The organism is Micromonospora sp. NPDC049374 (assembly GCF_040677165.1).
In the GTDB taxonomy this organism is placed as follows: Bacteria; Actinomycetota; Actinomycetes; order Mycobacteriales; family Micromonosporaceae; genus Micromonospora.
Genome location: NZ_JBFAQH010000009.1, coordinates 156,071 through 176,886, shown reverse-complemented (window position 1 = coordinate 176,886; position 20,816 = coordinate 156,071). Strand labels below are relative to the sequence as shown.

The 20,816-nt window shown below is 72.2% G+C and carries 21 protein-coding genes; 10 read left to right on the top strand and 11 right to left on the bottom strand.

Annotation, left to right across the window (positions count from 1 at the left end; translation table 11 throughout):
* The first annotated feature begins 46 nt into the window (after nucleotides 1–46).
* The 3 genes from AB0J93_RS17120 to AB0J93_RS17110 all read left to right on the top strand — a co-directional run bounded on the left by AB0J93_RS17120 (nucleotide 47) and on the right by AB0J93_RS17110 (nucleotide 3,502).
* A complete protein-coding gene (locus AB0J93_RS17120) occupies nucleotides 47–226 on the top strand; it encodes a DUF6104 family protein (protein ID WP_363922814.1) in 180 nt (59 codons plus the stop codon).
* 76 nt (nucleotides 227–302) lie between these two features.
* Entirely contained in the window at nucleotides 303–2,387 is a 2,085-nt protein-coding gene (gene pta, locus AB0J93_RS17115) for a phosphate acetyltransferase (protein WP_363922812.1), read from the top strand.
* Nucleotides 2,384–3,502 (top strand): acetate kinase, encoded by a 1,119-nt coding sequence (locus AB0J93_RS17110; RefSeq protein WP_363922810.1) that lies wholly within the window; start codon nucleotides 2,384–2,386, stop codon nucleotides 3,500–3,502. The genes pta and AB0J93_RS17110 overlap by 4 nt, the downstream gene beginning before the upstream one ends.
* A gap of 96 nt (nucleotides 3,503–3,598) precedes the next feature.
* Here the strand turns inward: AB0J93_RS17110 and AB0J93_RS17105 are convergent, their stop codons facing one another.
* Nucleotides 3,599–3,766 carry a hypothetical protein gene (locus tag AB0J93_RS17105; RefSeq protein WP_363922808.1) on the bottom strand — a complete coding sequence of 56 codons (168 nt, stop codon included), beginning with the start codon at nucleotides 3,764–3,766 and terminating at the stop codon, nucleotides 3,599–3,601.
* Between the two features lie 170 nt (nucleotides 3,767–3,936).
* Here AB0J93_RS17105 and AB0J93_RS17100 point away from each other — a divergent pair, with 170 nt between their 5' ends.
* Nucleotides 3,937–4,920 (top strand): chlorophyllase, encoded by a 984-nt coding sequence (locus AB0J93_RS17100; RefSeq protein WP_363922806.1) that lies wholly within the window; start codon nucleotides 3,937–3,939, stop codon nucleotides 4,918–4,920.
* Between the two features lie 69 nt (nucleotides 4,921–4,989).
* On the opposite strand, the gene AB0J93_RS17095 is transcribed toward AB0J93_RS17100, so the two are convergent.
* The 3 genes from AB0J93_RS17095 to AB0J93_RS17085 form a co-directional block, all read right to left on the bottom strand.
* Nucleotides 4,990–5,952 carry a zinc-binding dehydrogenase gene (locus AB0J93_RS17095; protein ID WP_363922804.1) on the bottom strand — a complete coding sequence of 321 codons (963 nt, stop codon included), beginning with the start codon at nucleotides 5,950–5,952 and terminating at the stop codon, nucleotides 4,990–4,992.
* Nucleotides 5,953–6,018: 66 nt separating this feature from the next.
* On the bottom strand, nucleotides 6,019–7,197 hold the full coding sequence (locus tag AB0J93_RS17090) for an NADP-dependent malic enzyme (RefSeq protein WP_204008454.1): 1,179 nt from the start codon (nucleotides 7,195–7,197) through the stop codon (nucleotides 6,019–6,021).
* A gap of 135 nt (nucleotides 7,198–7,332) precedes the next feature.
* A complete protein-coding gene (locus AB0J93_RS17085; RefSeq protein ID WP_363922802.1) occupies nucleotides 7,333–7,725 on the bottom strand; it encodes a S24/S26 family peptidase in 393 nt (130 codons plus the stop codon).
* 25 nt (nucleotides 7,726–7,750) lie between these two features.
* Between AB0J93_RS17085 and sodN the strand changes: the two genes are divergently transcribed.
* A complete protein-coding gene (gene sodN / locus AB0J93_RS17080; RefSeq protein WP_363922800.1) occupies nucleotides 7,751–8,155 on the top strand; it encodes a superoxide dismutase, Ni in 405 nt (134 codons plus the stop codon).
* Between the two features lie 213 nt (nucleotides 8,156–8,368).
* Entirely contained in the window at nucleotides 8,369–8,776 is a 408-nt protein-coding gene (locus tag AB0J93_RS17075; protein WP_363922798.1) for an anti-sigma regulatory factor, read from the top strand.
* 18 nt (nucleotides 8,777–8,794) lie between these two features.
* On the opposite strand, the gene AB0J93_RS17070 is transcribed toward AB0J93_RS17075, so the two are convergent.
* Nucleotides 8,795–9,184 (bottom strand): hypothetical protein, encoded by a 390-nt coding sequence (locus AB0J93_RS17070; RefSeq protein WP_363922796.1) that lies wholly within the window; start codon nucleotides 9,182–9,184, stop codon nucleotides 8,795–8,797.
* Between the two features lie 42 nt (nucleotides 9,185–9,226).
* Between AB0J93_RS17070 and AB0J93_RS17065 the strand changes: the two genes are divergently transcribed.
* Together AB0J93_RS17065 and AB0J93_RS17060 are read left to right on the top strand one after the other, a co-directional pair.
* Nucleotides 9,227–10,171 (top strand): diacylglycerol kinase family protein, encoded by a 945-nt coding sequence (locus AB0J93_RS17065; RefSeq protein WP_363922794.1) that lies wholly within the window; start codon nucleotides 9,227–9,229, stop codon nucleotides 10,169–10,171.
* 444 nt (nucleotides 10,172–10,615) lie between these two features.
* Complete coding sequence (locus AB0J93_RS17060; protein ID WP_007072794.1) at nucleotides 10,616–10,873, top strand: WhiB family transcriptional regulator; 258 nt, start codon at nucleotides 10,616–10,618, stop codon at nucleotides 10,871–10,873.
* Between the two features lie 175 nt (nucleotides 10,874–11,048).
* Here the strand turns inward: AB0J93_RS17060 and AB0J93_RS17055 are convergent, their stop codons facing one another.
* From AB0J93_RS17055 to AB0J93_RS17040, 4 genes are read right to left on the bottom strand one after another with little or no spacing between them, the layout of a single operon-like run.
* Nucleotides 11,049–11,837: a CbiX/SirB N-terminal domain-containing protein gene (locus AB0J93_RS17055; RefSeq protein WP_363922792.1), complete on the bottom strand. Its 789-nt coding sequence runs from the start codon at nucleotides 11,835–11,837 to the stop codon at nucleotides 11,049–11,051.
* A complete protein-coding gene (locus AB0J93_RS17050) occupies nucleotides 11,819–12,583 on the bottom strand; it encodes a phosphoadenylyl-sulfate reductase (protein ID WP_363922790.1) in 765 nt (254 codons plus the stop codon). Before AB0J93_RS17050 ends, AB0J93_RS17055 begins: the two co-directional genes overlap by 19 nt.
* Nucleotides 12,580–12,741 (bottom strand): hypothetical protein, encoded by a 162-nt coding sequence (locus tag AB0J93_RS17045; protein WP_166458566.1) that lies wholly within the window; start codon nucleotides 12,739–12,741, stop codon nucleotides 12,580–12,582. The genes AB0J93_RS17050 and AB0J93_RS17045 overlap by 4 nt, the downstream gene beginning before the upstream one ends.
* Complete coding sequence (locus tag AB0J93_RS17040) at nucleotides 12,738–14,429, bottom strand: nitrite/sulfite reductase (RefSeq protein WP_363922788.1); 1,692 nt, start codon at nucleotides 14,427–14,429, stop codon at nucleotides 12,738–12,740. Before AB0J93_RS17040 ends, AB0J93_RS17045 begins: the two co-directional genes overlap by 4 nt.
* Nucleotides 14,430–14,818: 389 nt before the next feature.
* On the opposite strand from AB0J93_RS17040, the gene AB0J93_RS17035 reads away from it, so the two are divergent.
* Nucleotides 14,819–16,306, top strand: coding sequence for a glycosyltransferase family 39 protein (locus AB0J93_RS17035; protein ID WP_363922993.1), 1,488 nt, complete (start codon nucleotides 14,819–14,821; stop codon nucleotides 16,304–16,306).
* A 15-nt stretch (nucleotides 16,307–16,321) separates the two neighbouring features.
* On the opposite strand, the gene AB0J93_RS17030 is transcribed toward AB0J93_RS17035, so the two are convergent.
* On the bottom strand, nucleotides 16,322–17,869 hold the full coding sequence (locus AB0J93_RS17030; RefSeq protein WP_363922786.1) for a histidine kinase N-terminal domain-containing protein: 1,548 nt from the start codon (nucleotides 17,867–17,869) through the stop codon (nucleotides 16,322–16,324).
* 25 nt (nucleotides 17,870–17,894) lie between these two features.
* Nucleotides 17,895–18,926, bottom strand: a complete 1,032-nt coding sequence (locus AB0J93_RS17025; RefSeq protein WP_363922991.1) for an SIS domain-containing protein — start codon at nucleotides 18,924–18,926, stop codon at nucleotides 17,895–17,897.
* Nucleotides 18,927–19,120: 194 nt separating this feature from the next.
* Between AB0J93_RS17025 and AB0J93_RS17020 the strand changes: the two genes are divergently transcribed.
* Nucleotides 19,121–20,806, top strand: coding sequence for a tetratricopeptide repeat protein (locus tag AB0J93_RS17020; protein ID WP_363922784.1), 1,686 nt, complete (start codon nucleotides 19,121–19,123; stop codon nucleotides 20,804–20,806).
* The last annotated feature ends 10 nt before the right edge of the window (nucleotides 20,807–20,816 follow it).

Here is a 20,816-nt window from a genome sequence, read left to right as displayed (position 1 = left end):
GGACCGGCCGGCTTCACCGGGTTCCGGTGAGGAAGCGAGCAGATCCATGTACTTCACCGACCGGGGCATCGAGGAACTGGTCGAGCGGCGCGGCGACGAGCAGGTCAGCCTGGAGTGGCTGGGTGCCCGGCTGCGTGACTTCGTCGACGCGAACCCGGAGTTCGAGGTTCCGATCGAGCGGCTCGCCACCTGGCTGGCCCGGCTCGACGACGAAGACGACGACTGATCACCGTGCCACCACGCCGGACGGCCCGGGTGGCCGGGTCCGAGGACCTACGCGGGAACAACCCTGATCTTGTAGCGTGAGTGCCGTGGCCCGGAGCGTTTACCTGACCAGTGTCGGCTCGGGCGGGGGGAAGTCGACAATCGCCCTCGGCCTCGCCGAATTGTTGTCCCGGCAGGTCGGCGGGATCGGCGTGTTCCGTCCGCTGGTCGCGCAGGATCGCCCCGATCCGATCCTCACCCTGCTCAGCGAGCGTTACCGGGTGGGGTTACCGGTGGCAGACCTGAACGGCACCACGTACGCCGAGGCCACCGCCCTGGTCGCCGACGGTCGTCGGGAGGAGCTGATCTCCCGGATCGTCGAGCGCTACCGGGACGTGGAACGGCGGTTCGCGGCGATGGTCGTGGTCGGCAGTGACTTCGCCGCCGCCGGTGACACCGCCGGCCCGCGCGAGCTGGCCTTCAACGCCCGGCTGGCCACGGAGTTCGGCAGCGTCGTGGTACCGGTGGTCGACGGGTACGGGCAGCAGCCGTCGGCGATCGCCGCCGCCGCCCGGGGCGCCTACCACGACCTCGCCGACCTCGGCGCGACCGTACTCGCGGTGCTGGCCAACCGGGTCCCCGGGGCGATGGCGCTGCCCCGGCTGCCGGTCCCCGCGTACGCCATCCCGGAGGTGCCGAGCGTCTCCGCGCCGACGGTGGCGGAGGTGGCGGGGGCGCTGGGCGCCACGCTGCTGGCCGGTGACGAGACCGCGCTCGCCCGCGACGTGCTCGACTACGTCGTCGGTGCGGCCCACGTGCCGACCCTGCTGGAGCACCTGACCGAGGGCGCGCTGCTGATCATGCCGGGTGACCGGGACGACCTGCTGGTGGCGGCGAGCGCCGCGCACGTCGCCGGTCAGGTGTCGCTGGCCGGGTTGGTACTCACCCTCGGCGTGCCGCCCGACCCCCGGGCGATGCGCCTGGTGGAGGCGCTGAACGCCCGGCTCGCGGTGCTCTCGGTGACAAGCGACAGCTACCACACGGTGGCCGCGTCGAGCCGGATCGAGGGCCGCCCCAGCGCCGGGAACCCCCGGAAGGTGGAGGCCGCGCTCGGCGCCTTCGAGGCGCACGTGGACACCGTCGAGCTGGCTGGCCGGCTACGGGTCAGCCGGTCCGCCCGGGTCACCCCGTTGATGTTCGAGTATGACCTGATCGACCGGGCCCGGGCCCGACGTCGGCACCTGGTCCTGCCGGAGGGGACCGAGGAGCGGATCCTGCGCGCCACCGAGATCCTGTTACGCCGGGGAGTGGCCGATCTGACCCTGCTCGGCCGGCCCGAGGAGGTCGCCCGGCGGGCCCGGGAGTTGGGAGTGGACATCGGCGAGGCCCGGGTGGCGGACCCGGCGAGCAGCCCGTGGCGCGACGAGTTCGCCGAGGCGTACGCGAAGTTGCGCGCACACCGGGGGATCACCGCCGAACTGGCGCACGACATCGTCGCTCAACCCAACTACTTCGGCACCATGATGGTGTGGGCGGGCCACGCTGACGGCATGGTTTCCGGTGCCACGCACACCACGGCGGCGACCATCCGGCCGGCCTTCGAGATCGTCAAGACGATGCCGGAGGTCTCCGTTGCCTCCAGCGTCTTCTTCATGCTGCTCGCCGACCGGGTGCTGGTCTACGGCGACTGCGCGGTCAACCGCGATCCGGACGCCGCCCAACTCGCCGACATCGCCATCAGCTCGGCGGACACCGCAGCCCGGTTCGGCATCGAGCCCCGGGTGGCGATGCTGTCGTACTCGACCGGCAGTTCGGGTGCGGGCGAGGACGTGGAGAAGGTCGCGGCGGCCACCGCGCTGGTCCGCAAGCGCCGACCCGAACTGGCCGTCGAGGGCCCGATCCAGTACGACGCGGCCATCGACCCGGCCGTGGCCGCCACCAAGTTGCCGGGCAGCGCGGTCGCCGGCCGCGCGACGGTCTTCATCTTCCCCGACCTGAACACCGGCAACAACACGTACAAGGCGGTGCAGCGCTCCGCCGGAGCGGTGGCCGTCGGGCCGGTCATGCAGGGCCTGCGCCGGCCGGTAAACGACCTGTCCCGGGGGGCAACCGTGCCGGACATCGTCAACACCGTGGCGATCACCGCCATCCAGGCCGCCGCGCTCGCCGAGGTGCACCCGTGAGCAAGGTGCTGGTGCTCAACAGCGGATCATCGTCGATCAAGTACCGGCTGTACGACGGCGACCGCGTGCTGGACAAGGGCACCGTCGAACGGATCGGTGAGCCCGGCGGTGGGCCGAGCGACCACACCGGTGCGATCCGGCAGATCCTGGACGGACTGGACCTGACCGGCCTCGCCGCCGTGGGGCACCGGGTGGTGCACGGCGGCCGGCGGTTCACCGCACCGACGCTTGTCGACGACGAGGTGCTGGCCGCCATCACCGACCTGGTGCCGCTGGCGCCCCTGCACAACCCGGCGAACCTCGCCGGCATCGAGGTGGCCCGCGAGGCCCTGCCGGGGGTGCCGCAGGTAGCGGTCTTCGACACCGCGTTCCACCACACGCTGCCCGACTCCGCCGCCACGTACGCGATCGACCGCGAGGTCGCCCAGCGGTACGGGATCCGGCGGTACGGCTTCCACGGCACCTCCCACGCGTACGTGTCCCGGCGCACGGCGGAACTGCTGGACCGCCCGTACGAGGAGATCAACACCATCACGCTGCACCTGGGCAACGGCGCCAGCGCGTGTGCGGTGGCCGGCGGACGAAGCGTCGCCACCTCGATGGGCATGTCGCCGCTGGAGGGCCTGGTGATGGGCACCCGCAGTGGTGACCTCGATCCGACGATCGTGTTCCACCTGCGCCGCGAGGGCGGACTGGGCGTCGACGAGATCGATGACCTGCTCAACCACCGCAGCGGCCTGCTCGGGCTGAGCGGGGTCAACGACGTACGCGAACTGCTCGCCCACCGGGCGGCCGGCGACGAGGCCGCAGCGCTCGCCTTCGACGTCTACTGCCGCCGGATCACCGGCTACGTGGGGGCGTACTACGCGCTGCTCGGTCGGGTGGACGCGGTCACCTTCACCGCCGGGGTCGGCGAGCACGCGGCACCGGTACGCGCGGCGGCGCTGGCCGGGCTGGACCGGCTCGGCATCACGGTCGACCCGGACCGCAACGCGGGCAGCGGCGACCGGCTCGTCTCGCCGGACGGCGCAGAGGTAGCCGTCTGCGTCATCGGTACCGACGAGGAGCGGGAGATCGCCCGCGCCGCCCGGGCCGTGGTCACGGGCGGCAGCTGACACCCATCGGGCACGGCGCCGTCCTACTGGCGACCGTCGCCGCAGTCTTCGCCTTCGGACCGTCGGCGCACGCCGACCAGCCGGTGGGCCGGCCGATCAGCCGAAGGCGAGCCAGGTGGCGAGAGCGAGCAGCACCGCGGCGACCACGGCCGCCCCGATGATCAGACCGGTACGCGACGCCGCCTCCGCCGGGGCGGCGTCCGTGTTGGCGAAGGCACGGAACGCCTCGGTGTTGCCGCTCGGGTCGGTGTAGTTCTCAGCCATGCCGGGAACCTTAGCGAAACCTGTCCAGCCGCCATGCCCTGGACCACCCACGATCTTGCATTTCTTGTCTCGACAATCATCATCAAAACCGACATTCACGTGACCAAAAGTGCAAGATCGACACGACCGGGGCGGCGATTTCGGAGATCGGTGCGGGCACAATCGGAGCCATGTCCCGTCGTGCCGCTCCCGCTCTGGTCGCCATCACCCTCTTCGTCAGCGCCCTGGTCGGGTGTTCCGCCGACCGTGAGCCCGCCGAGCGGGTGGATGTGCCCACGCCGCAGGCCACCGCCTCCGTTGCGCCACCGGTCTCGCCGGCGGCCCCTGCCGGCAGCGCCCCGGACGGCACCTTCGCGATCGGCGTACGGCAGCTGAAGCTGAACCGCGACGGCGACCGGCCGCTGCCGGTGACCGTCTGGTACCCGGCGGCCGGCCGGGCCGGTGGGGAGCCGGCCAGCGGTGCCGACGCCGCCGACGGGAAGTTCCCCGTGATCATGTTCAGCCACGGCCTGGGCGGCCGTCCCGACGACTACGAATCGCTGCTGACCCGGTGGGCCTCGGCCGGTTTCGTGGTGGCCGCGCCGACCTTCCCGAAGACCTCCCGAGGTGGCGGCGAGAACAACGTGCTGGATGTGCTCAACCAGCCGGCCGACGTGTCGTACGCGCTGACCCGGGTGCTCGCCCTCGACGCCCGGGACGGTGATCCGCTACGCGGCCGGCTGGCCACCGACCGGGTGGCCGCGGCCGGTCACTCGGCGGGTGCGGTGACCACCATCGGGCTGTTCACCGCCGGCCGCGACGAGCGACTGGCCGCCGGAGTCGTCTTCGCCGGCACCGCCCTCGGGGTGGGCACCGCGTTCGCCGGTGCCGCCGCGCCGCAGCTGTTCGTGCACGGCCAGGCCGACGAGGTGGTGCAGTACGCCGCCGGCAAGGCCGTGTACGACAAGGTGCCGTGGCCGAAGGCGATGCTCAGCCTGCCCGACGGCGACCACGGCCGTGCCCTGCTGCGCGGCGAGGGGGCCGCGCTGCGGGTGGTCGCCGACACCACCACCGAGTTCCTGCGCTGGACGCTCTACGGCGACGCCGAAGCCAAGAAGCGCATCCCCACCGCCGCCTCCCGCGACGACATCGCCACCCTGGACGACAACCTGTAAGCGACCGCCTCACCCGGCTGGCGTGGCGGCAGCCTCCGTCGACGGCACGGATCCGGGCGGTCCGGATGCTCACGCGGTGTGGTCGACGACCACCTTGCCGAAGACGTCACCGGAGTGCAGCCGGGCGAAAGCGTCGCCGACGCGGCTGAACGGCACCACGCTGTCGATCACCGGACGCACCCCCCGCTCGGCGCAGAACGTCAGCAGGGCGGCCAACTCGTCCGGCGTGCCCATCGAGGTGCCCAGGATCTCCAGCTGCATGGCGAAGACCCGGCGCAGATTGACAGTCGGCTCGTGGCCGGCGGTCGCGCCGGAGACCACGATCCGGGCACCCAGGGCGGCCGACTTCATGGAGTGGTCGAAGGTGGCCGCACCGACCGTCTCGATCACCAGGTCGACCCGCTCGGGCAGCCGCGCGCCCGGTTCCACGGCGGTCGCGCCCAGCTCGGCGATGCGTTCGCGCTTGGCGGCGTCGCGGCTGGTCGCGTACACCCGCTTGCCGAGCGCGACGGCCAGCGCGACGGCTGCGGTGGCCACGCCGCCCCCGGCGCCCTGGACCAGGACGGCCTCGGCGTCGTCGACCCGACCCTTCGTGGTGAGCATCCGCCAGGCCGTCAACCAGGCCGTCGGCAGGCACGCGGCGTCGGCCGCCGCCAGCCCCGCCGGCAGCGGCAGCAGGTTCGACCGGGGTACGGCCACCCGCTCCGCCAGCGTGCCGGGGAAGTGCTCGGAGAGGATGGACATCCCGCGTGGGTCCCCCGGTGTCGGCACGACGGGGTACACGACCACCTCGTTGCCGTCCGGGTCCACTCCGGCCGCGTCACAGCCGAGGATCATCGGCAGTTGTTCGGCGCGGAGCCCGACGCCGCGGAGGGACCACAGGTCGTGGTGGTTGAGCGAACTGGCCGTGACGCGCAGCGTCACCCAGTCGTCGTCGGGCAGGCTCGGCTCGGGCTGCTCACCGACGGTGAGCGCTGCGAGCGGGTCGGCGTCGTCGAAACAGGAGGCGAAGGCGGCACGCATGATCCGCACCGTAACAAGCTGAGCGCCCGTTAAGAAGGGCCCTGTCCACGCGCGGACAGGGCCCCTTCGCGAACCTCAGGCGCGAGCCACGCCGTCCCGGCGGGCCGCCTCGGCGACCGCGTCGGCCACCGCCGGTGCCACCCGCGGGTCGAGCGGCGAGGGCACGATGGCCTCGGGCGTCAGCGTCTCGGCGACCACCGAGGCGATCGCGTCGGCGGCGGCGACCTTCATCGCGTCGGTGATCCGGGTGGCTCGGGCGTCGAGTGCGCCGCGGAACACGCCCGGGAAGGCCAACACGTTGTTGATCTGGTTCGGGTAGTCGCTGCGGCCGGTGGCGACCACCGCGACGTGCCGGGCGGCCACCTCCGGATCCACCTCCGGGGTGGGGTTGGCCAGCGCGAACACGATGCCGCCCGGCGCCATGCCGGCGACCGCCCGCTCGGGGATCAGCCCGCCGGAGACCCCGATCAGCACGTCGGCGTCGCGCAGCGCCTCGGCGACGTCGCCCTGCCGGCCGTCGGCGTTGGTCAGCTCGGCGAGTTCGGCCTTCGTCCCGGTGAGGCCGGTGCGCTGCCGGGAGATGATGCCCCGGGAGTCGCAGACCACCACCCGCTCCGGGTCCACGCCGCCGGCCACCAGCATCCTGGTCACCGCCACGCCGGCCGCTCCCGCGCCGCTCACCGCCACCCGCAGGTCGCCGAGTTTGCGGTTGAGCAGCGTCGCGGCGTTGCGCAACGCGGCCAGCACGACGATCGCGGTGCCGTGCTGGTCGTCGTGGAAGACGGGGATGTCCAACGCCTCGTCGAGCCGCCGCTCCACCTCGAAGCACCGTGGTGCGCTGATGTCCTCCAGGTTGATGCCACCGAACGACGGCGCGAGCGCGGTGACCACCGCGACGATCTCGTCGACGTCCTGGGTGGCCAGGCAGACCGGTACCGCGTCGACCCCGCCGAACTGCTTGAACAGCACGGCCTTGCCCTCCATCACCGGCAGCGCGGCGCTCGGGCCGATGTTGCCGAGACCGAGTACGGCCGAGCCGTCGGTGACGACCGCGACGGCGCGCGAGGCCCAGGTGTAGTCGTGGGCGAGGGCCGGGTCGGCGGCGATCGCCTCGCAGACCCGGGCCACACCCGGGGTGTACGCGAGGGAGAGATCGTCCCGGCTGGTCAGCGGCACGGTCGAGACGACGGCCATCTTGCCGCCCCGGTGCAGTTGGAAGACGGGATCAGCAGGGTCCACGGTGGACGAAGACATGGTGACTCCAGAATGATCGAGCAACTGGGCCGGCCGGTCGGGCGCACGGTGAGGCGAGCGAGCGGCGGCGGTGCGGGGGGTCACCCGGGCACTTCCGAGCATAGTCAGGCCCAGGGGTCCAGTATGTGAGCAGGTTCATAACGGTCTTGGCGGCACCCGGCCGGGTCGGGGCCAGTACCGGACGATCACCCGACCCTGCACGTCCGCCACGCCGTACGCCCGGGAGTCGTCGGTGACCAGGCCGTTGTCACCGGACAGCCACCAGCCGCCGTCGACCGGGCGGACCGCGCGTTTGACCACCAGCAGGTCGGGTCGGCTCCGGAAGACCGCGATCACCACGTCACCGGGCCGGGTCTCCCGGCCGCCCCGGCGTACCAGCACCGCGTCGCCGTGACGCAGCGTGGGTGCCATGGAGGGCCCGGTCACCAGCACGGCCGACAGCGGCCACCGCAGCCGGGGGGCGGGCACGGGTTTCACCTCCAGCCGCCTCGGGGACCACCGTCCAGGAGTAATGTCGTCTTGGATCATCGCAAACTTCCCATGGAGGATCCCGATGCGACTTCCACGCATCCTTACGCCCCGCGTGAGCGCCAGTGCCCACTGCGACCTGCCCTGCGGCGTCTACGACCCCGCGCAGGCCCGCATCGAGGCCGAGTCGGTGAAAATGATCTGCGAGAAGTACCAGGCCAACACCGACCCGGAGTTCCGCACCAGGGCCATCCTGATCAAGGAGCAGCGGGCGGAACTGGTCAAGCACCACCTCTGGGTGCTGTGGACCGACTACTTCAAGCCCCCGCACTTCGAGAAGTACCCGCACCTGCACCAGTTGTTCAACGAGGCCACCAAGCTGGCCGGCGCCGCCGGTGCCAAGGGCGCCACGGACCCGACCAAGGCGGACGAGCTGCTTCAGAAGATCGACGAGATTTCCAAGATCTTCTGGGAGACCAAGCAGGCGTGAGGTCGTCCGCGTACGGCACCTGAAGCTGTTCACCGCGTCGGCGGTCGGCGTGTCCCATTTCGGACGCGCCGACCGCCGACGCGTTGCGGCCCTCGGTTGCCGTCAGGCGGTCTCGTTCGGAGTGGGCCACCCGGGCCGTCCGGCCGCCGTACCTACCGTCATCAGACGCATGGCGGCCCGAGCGGGTAGAGTCCCCGACCGGGGGGATGAGTGGTGACTCAACTGACCGGCCAGCCGACGACCGATGACGACATCGTGCACCTCACCGTGCCTGCGGACGGCGGATATCTGAGCGTTCTCCGCACCGCCACGGCCGGCCTCGCGGCCCGTCTCCAGTTCGCCCTGGACGAGATCGAGGATCTGCGCATCGCGGTCGACGAGGCGTGCGCGATGCTGCTCGCCATCGCCGCCACGGATGCCGAACTGGACTGTCGCTTCTCCGTCACCGAGGACGCACTGACCGTCGAGGTGACCGTGCCGACGATGTCCGGCGCCCGGCTGCCGGCGGAGTCGTCGTTCGCCTGGAAGGTACTCACCGCGCTGACCACCTCGGCGGGGGCGCGGGCGACCGACGGCCGGGCGACCATCTCGCTGCTCACCCGGCGCGCCTCCGGTTGGTGACCGGCCGCCCGGTTCAGCTCACTCGAAGCCCAGAGCGCGGGTGGTCGGCGGGCTCACCAGCAACCAGGTGACCCCCACGCCGAGCGCGATCAGCGGCACGCCGAGCCAACCGAGCCCGCCCTGGATCATGAACCAGCCGATCGGCAACAGCATGAGCTGAAGCACGATGGCCGGCGCGCGGGCACCGGCTCGCCGTCGGAGCAGGGCGCCGCCCAGCGCCCAGAGAGCGACTGCGGCACCGACGGCGAAGGCCGTCACCAGCAGCGCCGACGTCAGGTGGGTGGTGGTGGCGGTCAGATCCGCGAAGATCAGCCAGGCGGCGACCAGCCCGACGGCGACCGCCTGGCCGCGCAGCAGCCGGACCGCCCAACGGAGCGTGACGGGGGTCGGGTCGGGGTCGATGGTCACGCGGTCACGATACCGGTGACGGCTCGGAGTACAGTGCCGCCCATGCGGGCCGTCCTGCTGGTCAATCCGAAGGCCACCACCACCAGTGAGCGCGCGCGTGACGTGCTCGTCCGAGCGCTGCGCAGCGAGGTCGACCTCTCCGTGCGCTACACCCGCCAGCGCGGCCACGCCACCACGCTGGCCCGGGAGGCCGCCGAGGAGGGTGTCGACGCGGTGGTCACCCTCGGTGGCGACGGCACGGTGAACGAGGTGGTCAACGGGCTGATGACAGCGACCACCGCAGGTGGCGCCGAACCGACCGCCGACCGGTTGCCGGCCCTGGCCACCGTGCCGGGCGGCTCGACAAACGTCTTCGCCCGGGCGCTCGGCCTGCCCCGGGAATGGCCCGAGGGCGCCAGCATGATCATGGAGGGGCTGCGGCTGGGCCGGCGCCGCACGATCGGCCTCGGTCGGGCCGACGACCGCTACTTCACCTTCTGCGCCGGCTTCGGGCTCGACGCGTCGGTGATCCACCGGGTCGAGGAGGCTCGCCGCCGTGGCCGGGTCTCCTCCCCCTCGCTCTACTTCCGGGCGTTCACCGCGCAGTTCCTGCTTGGCAACGAGCGGCGGCACCCGGCCATCCAGCTGGAGCGGCCGGGCGAGGCGACCGAGGGCGAGCTGGCCACGATCATCGTGCAGAACACCGCACCATGGACGTACGTCGGGGACCGGGAGGTCAACCCGAATCCGGCCGCATCGTTCGATCTGGGGCTCGACGTGCTGGCCCTGCGCCAGCTCGGCGTCGCCAGCACGACACGCACCGTGACGCAATTCTTCTCTCCGACGCCCGATCCGCATGGTCGTCAGGTCCTGCGGCTGCATGACGTGGCCGAGTTCACGCTGGTCGCGAGCCGTCCGCAGGCATTTCAGCTCGACGGCGACTATCTTGGCGAGCGGGAAAAAATCAGATTCACAAGCGTTCCCGCCGCACTCAGAGTAATCTGTTAGGTCTCCGGTACCACCGGGGTGAGGTAGTCGGCGGCACCCCCGGCGCGACGGCTGCGACACCCGGGACGGATGCCGGAAATGTCAGCAATGCGCGGCGGACTGTACTATATTGATCCTCGACTGTGATACGACGGGTAGCCGGAGAGATCTGGAACCCGGACAAATGGGTTGTGGGCTTGCTCACCGTCCGGAGTTTTTCCGAGCGCCACCCTTGACATCGCGTGAGTTCGTGAAAGTATTCACAAGCGAACTTGAGTTACCGGGACATTGCCTGGACATGCTCGGCAAGTTGAGCTTTTCCAGCAGGCTTCCGGAGCCAACAGCCTGCTCACGCATTGCCGAAATGGCGGACGCGAAGCGTCACCATCGGCAATGCGGATGCATATAGGAAAAGCACCAACAAGCAACATCTGCCACCCATCCAGAATGAGGAGTGTTGCCGCCATGGACTGGCGTCACCATGCTGTCTGCCGCGACGAGGACCCGGAACTGTTCTTCCCGATCGGGACGTCCGGTCCGGCTCTCCTGCAGGTCGAGCAGGCCAAGGCCGTCTGCCGGCGCTGCTCCGTGACCGACCAGTGCCTGCAGTGGGCGCTGGAATCCGGTCAGGACGCTGGCGTCTGGGGCGGGATGAGCGAGGAGGAGCGGCGCGCCGTCAAGCGTCGCGGCGGCCTCCGGGTGCTGCGCGCTCACTCCGCCTGACCACTACACACGTACGAAGCGAAACGCCCCGGCCGGCTCAGCCCGCCGGGGCGTTCTGCTGCCCAACCTGAATCGCCGTTCATGCTCCCCGCAATATCATCGCTAGTGCTGCGCCGGCGAAAATTGCGGCCGCAACACGCCTGACGTTGCGCGGTTCTTCGGTCGGTACGGAGAGTCAGGGGTGAGTCGGCGTGGTGGTTACCCGGCGGATTATCAGGTCCACCAGATCCGGTACGTCGGTGAGCGGGGATGCCACGGCGACCGCACCCGCGTCCCGGGCAGACGCCGTCACCGAGTCGTGGAACAACCCGGGGGCCAGGAAGTAGGCCGCCACGGCCACCCGTCGCGCGCCAGCCGCCCGCAGCCGGTTCACCGCCGCACCGGCATCCGGCGGCGCCGCCGAGGCGTACGACACCCGGGTCGGGATGTTCAGGGCCGCGCCCAACGCGGCAGCCACCCGACCGACGGATCCCCGGGCCGCGGCGTCCCGGGTGCCCGCAGCGGCCAGCACCACGGCGTCGCACCGACCCGGCCGCGCCTCGCCCAGCCGCCGCCGCAACCCGGCCAGCAGCGCCGGGTCCACCTCACCCCGCACCGGCCCGAGCACGTCGGTGACCCGCACCTGGATCGGTGGGTCGGATCGCTGGGCCGCCGCCACCGCCGCCGGGATGTCGACCCGGCGGTGGTAGGCGGCGGTCAGCAGCAGCGGCACCAGAACCGCTCGGGAGTAGCCGGCCGCGACCAGCCCGCGCAGCGCCTCGGTCGGGTCGGGCTCGGTGTGGTCGAGCCAGCTCGCCAGCACCGGGGTACCCGGGCGAGCGGCGGCGACCGCCCGGGCCAGAGCCCTGGTCGCCTCGGCCGCCCGGGGATCGCGACTGCCGTGGGCGACCAGCAGCAGCGGATCGCCGTCCGACCGGGGCTCGCCGGTCGGGCCGACGCCTCCGGTCAGACGTGCAGCCCGCACTCGGTCTTCTCGAACATCGCCCAGCGACCGGCCCGTGGGTCCTCACCGGCTCCGGTCCGCCGGGTGCACGGCCAGCAACCGATCGAGCCGTAGCCGCGCCGGAACAGCTCGTTGACCGGCACGTTCCACCGAGCGATGTACGTGTCGACGTCCGCCTGCGTCCAGGCCGCGATCGGATTGACCTTCACCTTGCCCCGACGCGCGTCGAAGGTCACCACCGGCGTGTTGGCGCGGGTCGGCGACTCGTCGCGACGCAGGCCGGCGGCCCACGCGTCATAGTCGGTAAGTGCCCGCTCCAGCGGCTCCACCTTGCGCAGCTGGCAGCATTCGTCCGGGGACCTGTTGAACAGCCGCGGTCCGTACTCGCCGTCCTGTTGACCCACGGTGAGTCGCGGCCGGATGGACCGGACGTTCACCGGGAGCGTGCGGGCCACCTCGTCGCGGACCGCGAGAGTCTCCGGGAAGTGCAGCCCGGTGTCGAGAAAGACCACGTCCACCCCGGGTGCGACCCGGGAGACCAGGTGGGCAAGGACGGCGTCGGCCATCGAGCTGGTCACGCAGAACCGGTTTCCGAAGGTCTCCGCCGCCCACCGTGCGATCTCCGACGCCGGCGCGCCCTCCAGCTCCCGGCCGGCCCGTTCGGCCAGCACCCGCAGCTCGTCGGGGTCGCGTCGGGACGGACCGGCGGTGGCCACGGCGGCGGTGCCGACCAGGCCCAGGCCGGCGGCGGAGACCAGGGCGCTCACCGGTTCACCGCCCGGGAGAGCAGGCCGCTGAACCTGACCGTGAAGACCCGCGCGCAGGCGTGGCACTCCCATGCACCGTGCCCGGTCTCACTCGGCCGCAGATCCTCCTCGCCGCAGTACGGGCAGTACAGCGGCACGGAACGAGTCTCACCACTCATCGCAGTTCCTCCTCGTCGACCCGAATCACCCAGTTGGCGAACGTCTCGCCCTCGGTCCGGCCGGCCAGGTAGCGAACGGCCAGCCGCTCGACGTACCCGGGCAGCTCCTCGGCGGTCGTCTTCAGGCCACGCAGCTTGCGCCCGAAGCCTGCGGTGCGCCCCTCGGCCATGCCGAGCCCACCGCCGAGATGCACCTGGAAGCCCTCCACCTGACGGCCGTCCGGCCCGGTCACCAACTGCCCCTTGAGGCCGATGTCGGCGACCTGGGTGCGGGCGCAGGCGTTGGGGCAGCCGTTGATGTGGATGGAGATGTCCGCGTCGAAGTCGCGCAGTCGCTGCTCCAGCCGGTCCACCAGTTCCTCGCCGCGCGCCTTGGTCTCGACGATGGCGAGCTTGCAGTACTCGATGCCGGTGCAGGCCATGGTGCCGCGCCGCCAGGCCGACGGCTGGGCCTCCAGGCCGATCTCGCGCAGGCCCCCGATCAGCGACTCCGTCCGCTCCGGCGGCACGTCGAGCACCAGCAGCTTCTGGTACGCGGTGAGTCGCACCCGCTCGCTGCCGTGCGCCTCGACCATGTCCGCGAGCTGGGCGAGCTGGGTACCGGAGACCCGCCCCACCACTGGGGCGGCACCGACGTAGTTGCGGCCGTCGCGCTGCCGGTGCACACCGATGTGGTCGATCGGCCGCTCCGGCAGTGCCGGGGCGGGGCCGTCGAGCAGCGTCCGACCGAGGTACTCCTTCTCCAGCACCTCCCGGAACTTCGCCAAACCCCAGTCGGCGACCAGGAACTTCAGCCGGGCGCGGTTGCGCAGCCGGCGGTAGCCGTAGTCGCGGAAGATGCCGACCACGCCGGCCCAGACGTCGGGTACCTCGGCCAGCGGTACCCAGGCACCGAGCCGCTGAGCCAGCATCGGGTTGGTGGACAGGCCCCCGCCGACCCACAGGTCGAAGCCCGGGCCGTGCTCCGGGTGATCGACACCGAGGAAGGCGATGTCGTTCGCCTCGTACGGGGTGTCCACCAGCCAGGAGATCGACGACTTGAACTTGCGCGGCAGGTTGGAGAACTGCTTGTCGCCGACGTACCGCTTGACGATCTCGTCGATGGCGGGAGTGGGGTCGACCCGCTCGGCCTCGGCCACCCCGGCCACCGGGCTGCCCAGCACGATCCGGGGACAGTCGCCGCACGCCTCGGTGGTCTGCAACCCGACCGACTCCAGCCGCCGCCAGATCTCCGGCATGTCCTCGACCCGGATCCAGTGGTATTGGATGTTCTGCCGGTCGGTGATGTCCGCGGTGTCCCGGGCGAACTCCCGCGAGATCTCGGCGATCGTCCGCAACTGGGTCAGGTCGAGCTGGCCGCCGTCGACGCGTACCCGCAGCATGAAGAACTCGTCTTCCAGCTCGTGCGGTTCCAGCACGGCGGTACGCCCGCCGTCGATGCCCGCCTTCCGCTGGGTGTACAGGCCCCACCACCGGAACCGGCCGCGCAGATCCTGCGGGTCGATGGAGGCGAATCCACGGTGGGCGTAGATGTTCTCGATGCGGGCGCGGACGTTCAGCGGATCGTCGTCCTTCTTGATCCGCTCATTGGGGTTGAGGGGCTCCCGGTGCCCGAGCGCCCACTGGCCCTCACCACGGGGGCGCCGGGGCGCCCGCGGCGGGCGGGCCGGGATCTCGCTGACTGCCATCGCGGCGTCCTCCGTTGTCTGCTGCGCCTCGGTGGGGCTGCGCGGGCGCGACGACCGGTTCCCGGAGGGACCGTGGACAGCGATGTCTCTGCACGGCCGGCGCGCTGCGTGCCCGAGGCAGGAATGGTCGGGCGTCGTCAGTAAGCCGGACAGATGGCGCTGCGCACGCGGCCGTAATCGACGTGGCGACGAGCCACGAAGCGGCGCACGACAGCGGCAGTCATGGACGTCATGCTGCCATACCTCGGGCGGGGCGGCCAATGGTCACGTGCGTGATCCCACATCACGGGCGGTCGCTGCCGGCTCCCCCGAGCGTCACCGTGTGGCAGGCTCGCGACGTGGGGGATTTGTCCGATAGGTCGATTCCGGCGGCTGGGATCGGCGTCCGGCTGAGCGGAGGACGCCTGCGCTCGGTACCGGTGTGGCTGGCGCCGGCGACCGTCACCCTGCTGGCAACGCTTGTGGGTCTGGACGCCGCTCAGCCGTGGCGCGACGAGTTGGCGACCTGGAGTGCCGCCACCCGAGGACTTACCGGCCTGTTCCGGCTGGCCGGCACCATCGACGCCGCCACCGGCCCCTACTACCTGTTCATGCACGCCTGGTTGGCGGCGGCCGGCGACTCGGTGGCCGCGCTACGCCTGCCCTCCGCCCTGGCCATGGCCGCGACCGCCGGTCTGACCGCCGTACTCGGACACCGACTGTGGGACACCCGCGTCGGCACCCTCGCCGGCCTGCTGTTCGCGGTGATCCCCGGCACCTCCCGGTACGGGCAGGAGGCGCGGCCGTACGCTCTGGCCAGCGCGCTCGCCGTGCTGAGTACGCTGCTGCTTGTCGACGCGTTGCGGCGGCCCGCTCGGCGACGCTGGCTCGGCTACGCGGCGGCGACCACCGCTCTCGGGCTCACCCACCTGGTGGCTCTGACCCTCCTCGCCGCCCACGCGGTCGCCGTGCTGACCAGGACGGTCCACGCCGATCCCGCCGATGTCGAGGGCCGGGGTGACGGGTCGAGCGGCGCTGGGAAACGGGAGTCGCCGGGTCGGATGGTCGGGTACTGGCTGGCCGCCCTGGTGCCGGTGGCGGTGACGGTGGTGCCGCTGGCCCTGGTCGCCCGGGGACAGCGGGCCCGGCAGCTCGACTGGGTGGACGCCGCCCGACCTGGAGATTTGGCCGCGCTTGCCGGCGGGGTGGCGCAGAGCGGCGTGGTCGGCGGCGTGCTGCTCGGACTCGCCGCGCTCGGCGCGGCCCGGGCGGGCCGCCGGGGGCTGCTGCCGGTGAGCTGTGTCCTGGCGCCGGTGCTGCTGCTCTTTCTCGCCGGGCTGGTCGTCCCCCTCTGGGTGCCCCGCTACCTGGTCTTCGTGGTGCCCTTCGGCTGCCTGCTGGCCGGCGCGGCGCTCGCCGCCGCCCGGCTGCCCGCCGCACTCGCGGTGGTGGCCCTGGCCGGCCTGCTCGGCCTGCCCGACCAGGCCGCGCTACGCCGCACCCACGAGTGGCCACGCAGCGCGACTGTGGACTACCGGGCGGTGGCCGAGATCGTCGCGAGGGATCGGCAGCCCGGTGACGCGGTGGTCTACTCGCCCCGGGGCAGCTGGCTCTTTCTCGATCTCGGCCTGCGCTATCACCTCGGCGGTCGGACCCCGCGGGACGCGCTGCTGGCCGAGGGGCAGCAACGTCGGGGTGACCTGTGGGCCGCCGAGTGCGACCGGCCAGCGGAGTGCCTGGCCGGGGTCGACCGGATCTGGCTGGTGCTGGCCGGACGACGATCCGATCCACTGGCCGCCGTGCCCGGCGCCAAGGGCGACGCGCTACGCGACCGCTTCGCGGTGACCCAGGTGTGGCCGCGCCCCGGCATCACCCTCGCCCTGCTGACCGCGCCCTGACCGATGGGCGGAAGATCATCCGCCGCCGCGCCCCTCGGGGGCGCTGCGCGCCAGCGGAAGGGCCAGAAACGCCTCGGTGCCACCGTCGGCGCCGGGGCGCAACTCGATGGTGCCGCGCAGTTCCCCGGTGACCAGCGCCCGGACGATCTGCAACCCGAGCTTGGCACCGCCCTCGGCGTCGAACCCCGCCGGCAGGCCCCGACCGTTGTCCGTGACCGTGACGTTCAGCATCTTGCGGAGCCGGTGAGCCGAGACCACCACCTCCGGCTTCGGCGGGCCGACGATCACCGGGGCGTCGTCACCAGCCGGCGGGAAGCCGTGTTCGACGGCGTTGAGCAGCAACTCGTTGAGCACCATCACCAACGAGGTGGCGATCTCGGCCGGCAGCACGCCGAAGGTGCCCGTCCGGCGCATCGCGACGGTCACCTCGGTCGCCGCCACCTCGGTAGCCGCGTTGGCCACCCGGTCGACGATCCCGTCGAACTCCACCGCCTCGTCGCTGGACATGGCGAGCGTCTCGTGGACCAGAGCGATCGACGCCACCCGGCGTACGGACTCCTCCAAAGCCACCCGTGCCTCCGGCATGGACACCCGCCGGGCCTGTAGGCGCAGCAGCGCCGCCACCGTCTGCAGGTTGTTCTTCACCCGGTGGTGGATCTCCCGGATGGTGGCGTCCTTCGTGATCAGCGCACGGTCGCGTCGGCGTACCTCGGTGATGTCGCGGACCAGCACCAGCGCGCCGATCGGCACACCGGCGGGCATCAGTGGCAGGGCCCGGGTGAGCATCGTCGCCCCGCGCGCGTCGATCTCCCGCCGCGGCGGGGCCTCGCCGCGCAACGCGGCGAGGATGCCGTTCGCGGCGTCCGTGCCCTCCAGGGGGTCACCGGCCAGCCGCCGGTGCAGCACCGCGAGATCCTCACCGACCAGCAGCGAGGCGTGACCCAGGCGGCGGTACGCCGACTGCGCGTTGGGGCTGGCGTAGGTGACCTTGCCACCCGCGTCCAGCCGCACCAGCCCGTCACCGACCCGCGGCGCCGAGGTGGTCTCGCCCGGGTGCCGGGGCGGCGGGAAGGTGCCGTCGGCGATCATCTGCGCCAGGTCGTCGGCGGTGGTCAGGTAGTTCAACTCCAACTGGCTGGGCGTACGGGCGGTGGAGAGGTTGGTGTCCCGGCCCACCACGGCGATCACCTCGCCGGATTCGCCGTCGGCCGCACGCAGCCGGACCGGGATCGCCTCGTGCCGGGCGGGCACGTCGCCGTACCAGACCGGGTCGCCCTCCCGCCAGATGCGCCCCTGCCGGTAGGCGACCTCCAGGTGCGCCACCTCCGGGCCGCCCACGATCCGTCCCACCTGGTCGTCCTGGTACGCGGTGGGCGCGGTGGTCGGGCGGACCTGGGCCACGCAGAGGTAGCTGCCCTCGCCGTCCACCGGAACCCAGAGCAGCAGGTCGGCGAAGGAGAGGTCGGACAGCAACTGCCAGTCACCGGCGATGCGGTGCAGGTGGTCGATGTCGACCCGGCGCAGGCGGGTGTGCTCCTCGGCGAGATCACGCAGCGTTGACACGCCGACCAGCGTGCCACGCCGACCGTCACCTCGTCGCGGTGACCTTCTTCAACCCGCGCGGCGCGTCCGGATCCTCGCCCCGGGTCAGGGCGAGCGCCAACGCCAGCCGCTGCAACGGCAGAATGTCCAGCAGCGGGGCGTACCGCTCGTCGACCTCGGGGACGGCGAGGCGGGTGGCACCGTCGATCTCGGCGGAGCCGACCACCACCACGTCGGCGCGGCGCTCACCGAGCCGGGGCAGCACCTCGCCCATCGACCGCCCGCCCGGCCCCGAGCCGACCACCGCCAGCACCGGCACGTCCGGGTCGGTCATGGCCAGCGGCCCGTGCAGCAGGTCGGCGCCGGAGAACGCCAGCGCCGGCAGGTACGACGTCTCCATCAGCTTCAGCGCCGCCTCCCGGGCGGTCGGGTACGCGTACCCCCGGCCGGTGGTGACGATCTGGGCGGCGAAGCGGTAGCGCGGCGCGAGCTGAGCCGCGACGGGGTCGGTGAGGGTACGGGCGGCCAGCTCGGGCAGGTCGGCCAGCGCTCGGCGCTCCTCGGCGGGCAGCGCGCCGCCACCGGCCCGGATCCCCTCCACAAGCATCAGCAGGGCGAGCAGTTCGGCCGTGTAGGTCTTGGTGGCGGCCACCGCCCGCTCGTGTCCCGCCGCGATGTCCACGGACAGCTCCGCGGTCGTGGCCAGCGGGGAGTCCGGTGCGTTGGTGACGGCGAGGGTGAGGGCACCGGAGTCGCGGGCGGCCCGGAGCACCTCCGTCAGGTCGGGCGATCCGCCGCTCTGGCTGACCCCGACGACCAGGGCGTCGGAAAGGTCGGGCCGGGCGCCGAAGAGGGTGACCGCGCTGGGCGAGGCCAGGCCGGCCGGCAGGCCGAGGCGGATCTCGCTGAGGTAGGCGCCGTAGAGCGCGGCATGGTCCGAGGTGCCGCGTGCGGTGAACACCACGTGCCGGGGTCGGCGCTCGGCGACGGTCGCGGCCACCCGGGCGATGGCTGTGGCGTGCTCGGTGGAGAGCAACCGCTCGTAACCGGCCGGCTGCTCGTCGATGTCGGCGGCCATGCCGCTACCTGGGCGCGTCACGGAAACTCCTCCCCTGCGCGATATCCGCGCGATTTCTGCTCAGTCTTGCACCGTAAAGACGGCCTGAGCAATCAAATGAGCAGAAGTGCGCAGTGGATCACCAAAACTGGCCCTCGTCACCTACGCTGACCCGACCTCACCGCGCAACCGGTACCGACGAGCGAGAGGACCACGTGGCCGAGGGAACGGACGACCGGGCGCTGCCGGCGACGGAGGAGCTGATCCTGGCCCGGCGGGCCCTGGATTCCGGCGAGCTGACGCATGCCGCCGACCACGTCGCGGCGGCGCTGGCCCGGGCACCGACGCTGCCCGAGGTGCACGAGACCCTCGCCCGGCTGGCCGCCGCCAGCGGCGACGGCGGGATCGACCTGTTCCCGTTGCAGCACCACACGTTCGTCGGCGCCGTGGTCGCCCGGGCGCATCTGCTCGCCGCGGCCGGCCGCCCGGCCGAGGGCCTTGACCTGCTGGTCGCCGCCACCACACACGCACCCGGGGCCGACTGGGCGGGGGTGCCCTGGGTGACCTCGCCCGAGTTGGCCGAGCGTCTCGGACCCGAGCAGGCGGCCCGGGTGCTGATGCAGGTCTGCGCCGCCATTCCCGATCCGGTTCCCGCATTGGACCGCAGCGCCCTTTCGCCGTACCTCACGCTCGCCCGCAACGCGATCACCGTCCACCCGGAGCACGCTCTGCTGCTGGGCACCGCGTCCGCGCTGGCCCGGCGGATGGAGGAGATTCCGCTCGCGGTTCGCTGGGCCAGCCGGGGCGTACGCGCGGCGCCGTCGAAGATGGGCGAGGTGTGGCTCGGGTACGCGCTGCGTAGCGCCGGCCGGACCCGCGAGGCGCTCGCCGCGCTGCGCCGCGCCGTCGAGCACGACCCGGACGATCTGGCGGTGTACGCCGACATCGCCGGCACCCTGGCCGACCACGGCCGGCTGGCGGAGGCGCTGGGCTGGATCGAGCGTGCCCTGGCCCGCAACCCGTCCTTCGACTGCGCGGTACACACCGCGCACCGCCTACGATTCCTGCGCGACGGTGCGGTGCGTCACCTGGTGGCACTGGCGGATTTCACCCGCGACCACCCGGACGACTCGCATGAGCACGGTGACCTGGCCGAATGCTGTCGCGGGCGTCCCTGGCTGGGTCAGTTGACGCCGGCCGCGCCGGTCACCCGGATCTCCGGGCAACCCGGCACCGCCAACGTCGACGGGTCGCAGCTGGCGCCGCGCCCCACGCCGCCTCCGCCGTCGACGGAGGCCGCCCGCCGCCTGCGTGAGCTCGCCCACCCGGCCTGGCCGCATCCACCGGCGGCCTACGACGCGGCGGTCGGCCTGGCCACGCTCGACCTGGCCGACCTGCTCGGCCTGCTGGCCCATCCGCCGGAGACTCCGCAGACCGCGCTGGGGCGGGTGCTCTCCGGCCAGGACCCGGCGCTGTGGTTGCGCTGTGTGCAGGTCTGGACCTGCCTCGGGCTGCTGCACCACCGCACCGATGAGCCGTGGGCGGACTCGACCCGGCGGCGGGTGCTGGTGGAGTTGGCGCGCGAGGTGCCAGAGGTCACCGAGGCGGCCCTGTTCGCCCTGGTGACCGCCGCCTGGGTCGACCCGTCGATCCGCCCCGACGTGGCCGCACTGGTCAGCGAGCGGCTGGCGGCGGTGGCCGCAGCGGCCCGGCAACATCCGGTGCCCAACGCGGCCTCCCTGGCACATCTGGCGCTGGCCACGCCGGATCTCGACCCGGAGACCGTCGCCACCGCGCGGACGCTGGCCGGGGTGACCACCGGCCAGCGTCGCGGCGCACTGCGGACCCTGCTGCGTCGTCTCCTGCCACCGTGGCGGACGCGCCCGCGCGGCACGCCCTGAACCTCCGCCT

Coding starts and splice junctions, on each gene's coding strand:
- AB0J93_RS17120 (WP_363922814.1), top strand. CDS start 47: ATGTACTTCACCGACCGGGGCATCGAGGAACTGGTCGAGCGGCGCGGC.
- AB0J93_RS17105 (WP_363922808.1), bottom strand. CDS start 3,766: ATGGCTGAGAACTACACCGACCCGAGCGGCAACACCGAGGCGTTCCGT.
- AB0J93_RS17100 (WP_363922806.1), top strand. CDS start 3,937: ATGTCCCGTCGTGCCGCTCCCGCTCTGGTCGCCATCACCCTCTTCGTC.
- AB0J93_RS17090 (WP_204008454.1), bottom strand. CDS start 7,197: ATGTCTTCGTCCACCGTGGACCCTGCTGATCCCGTCTTCCAACTGCAC.
- AB0J93_RS17085 (WP_363922802.1), bottom strand. CDS start 7,725: ATGATCCAAGACGACATTACTCCTGGACGGTGGTCCCCGAGGCGGCTG.
- sodN (WP_363922800.1), top strand. CDS start 7,751: ATGCGACTTCCACGCATCCTTACGCCCCGCGTGAGCGCCAGTGCCCAC.
- AB0J93_RS17065 (WP_363922794.1), top strand. CDS start 9,227: ATGCGGGCCGTCCTGCTGGTCAATCCGAAGGCCACCACCACCAGTGAG.
- AB0J93_RS17060 (WP_007072794.1), top strand. CDS start 10,616: ATGGACTGGCGTCACCATGCTGTCTGCCGCGACGAGGACCCGGAACTG.
- AB0J93_RS17045 (WP_166458566.1), bottom strand. CDS start 12,741: ATGAGTGGTGAGACTCGTTCCGTGCCGCTGTACTGCCCGTACTGCGGC.
- AB0J93_RS17040 (WP_363922788.1), bottom strand. CDS start 14,429: ATGGCAGTCAGCGAGATCCCGGCCCGCCCGCCGCGGGCGCCCCGGCGC.
- AB0J93_RS17025 (WP_363922991.1), bottom strand. CDS start 18,926: ATGGCCGCCGACATCGACGAGCAGCCGGCCGGTTACGAGCGGTTGCTC.